Consider the following 632-nt stretch of genomic DNA (forward strand, 5'->3'; position numbering starts at 1 on the left):
AAAACAGCAGAGAGTCTGGTTTCATCATCTGCAAGTGCCGCGGCATATGTAGAGCAAATAGTTGGAGGCATACGCTCACAGATGACCGCATTATCTGAGTTTGGGGTGTCAGCTCAGGATGCTAATAACGCCTTTGCTGCAATCATGGATAAGAGCAAAAAAACGGTGGGGTCATGGTCGCAATTCTTCTCTGAGATGACAAAACTGGATAACATCGTCAAAAAACAAGTCGATGGCTTTAAGGCGATGGATAAAGCGGTTGATGATGCCACCGACAGTTTATCGGGTCAAGCGGTAAGCATGGCAGACCTACAAAAAGCCCAAAATGCCCTTGCTCGTGCCACATCATTTAGCATTGAGGGCATTGTCAAGTTGGACAAAGCCAAGCTAAATAATCTACAAGAGCAAATCAAACAAGCCCAAAAGCAAATGAACAGCCTAGCAGATACCGCCAAAACCACCATGCAAGATTTAGATGCTGAGCTTGCCAGTTTGCAGGGACGGGAGATGGACAGCCAGCGTATCAAGCAAGCCCAAAAACTTGCCGACCTACAAGCAAAAATGGCAGAGGCGGTGGCACGGGGCAATGTAGATGAAATCGCTCATTATCAAAAAGCCCTATCTTTGCAAAA

1 protein-coding gene is annotated in these 632 nt (G+C 46.4%); it reads left to right on the top strand.

Features of this window, described 5'->3' with window-relative positions; all coding sequences use genetic code 11:
* Positions 1-81: 81 nt before the first annotated feature.
* Positions 82-632, top strand: a 551-nt coding sequence (locus tag B5J93_RS12785) for a hypothetical protein (RefSeq protein WP_143823558.1), incomplete at its 3' end; no start/stop codon positions are given.

The organism is Moraxella equi, assembly GCF_002027555.1.
Taxonomy (GTDB): Bacteria; Pseudomonadota; Gammaproteobacteria; order Pseudomonadales; family Moraxellaceae; genus Moraxella; species Moraxella equi.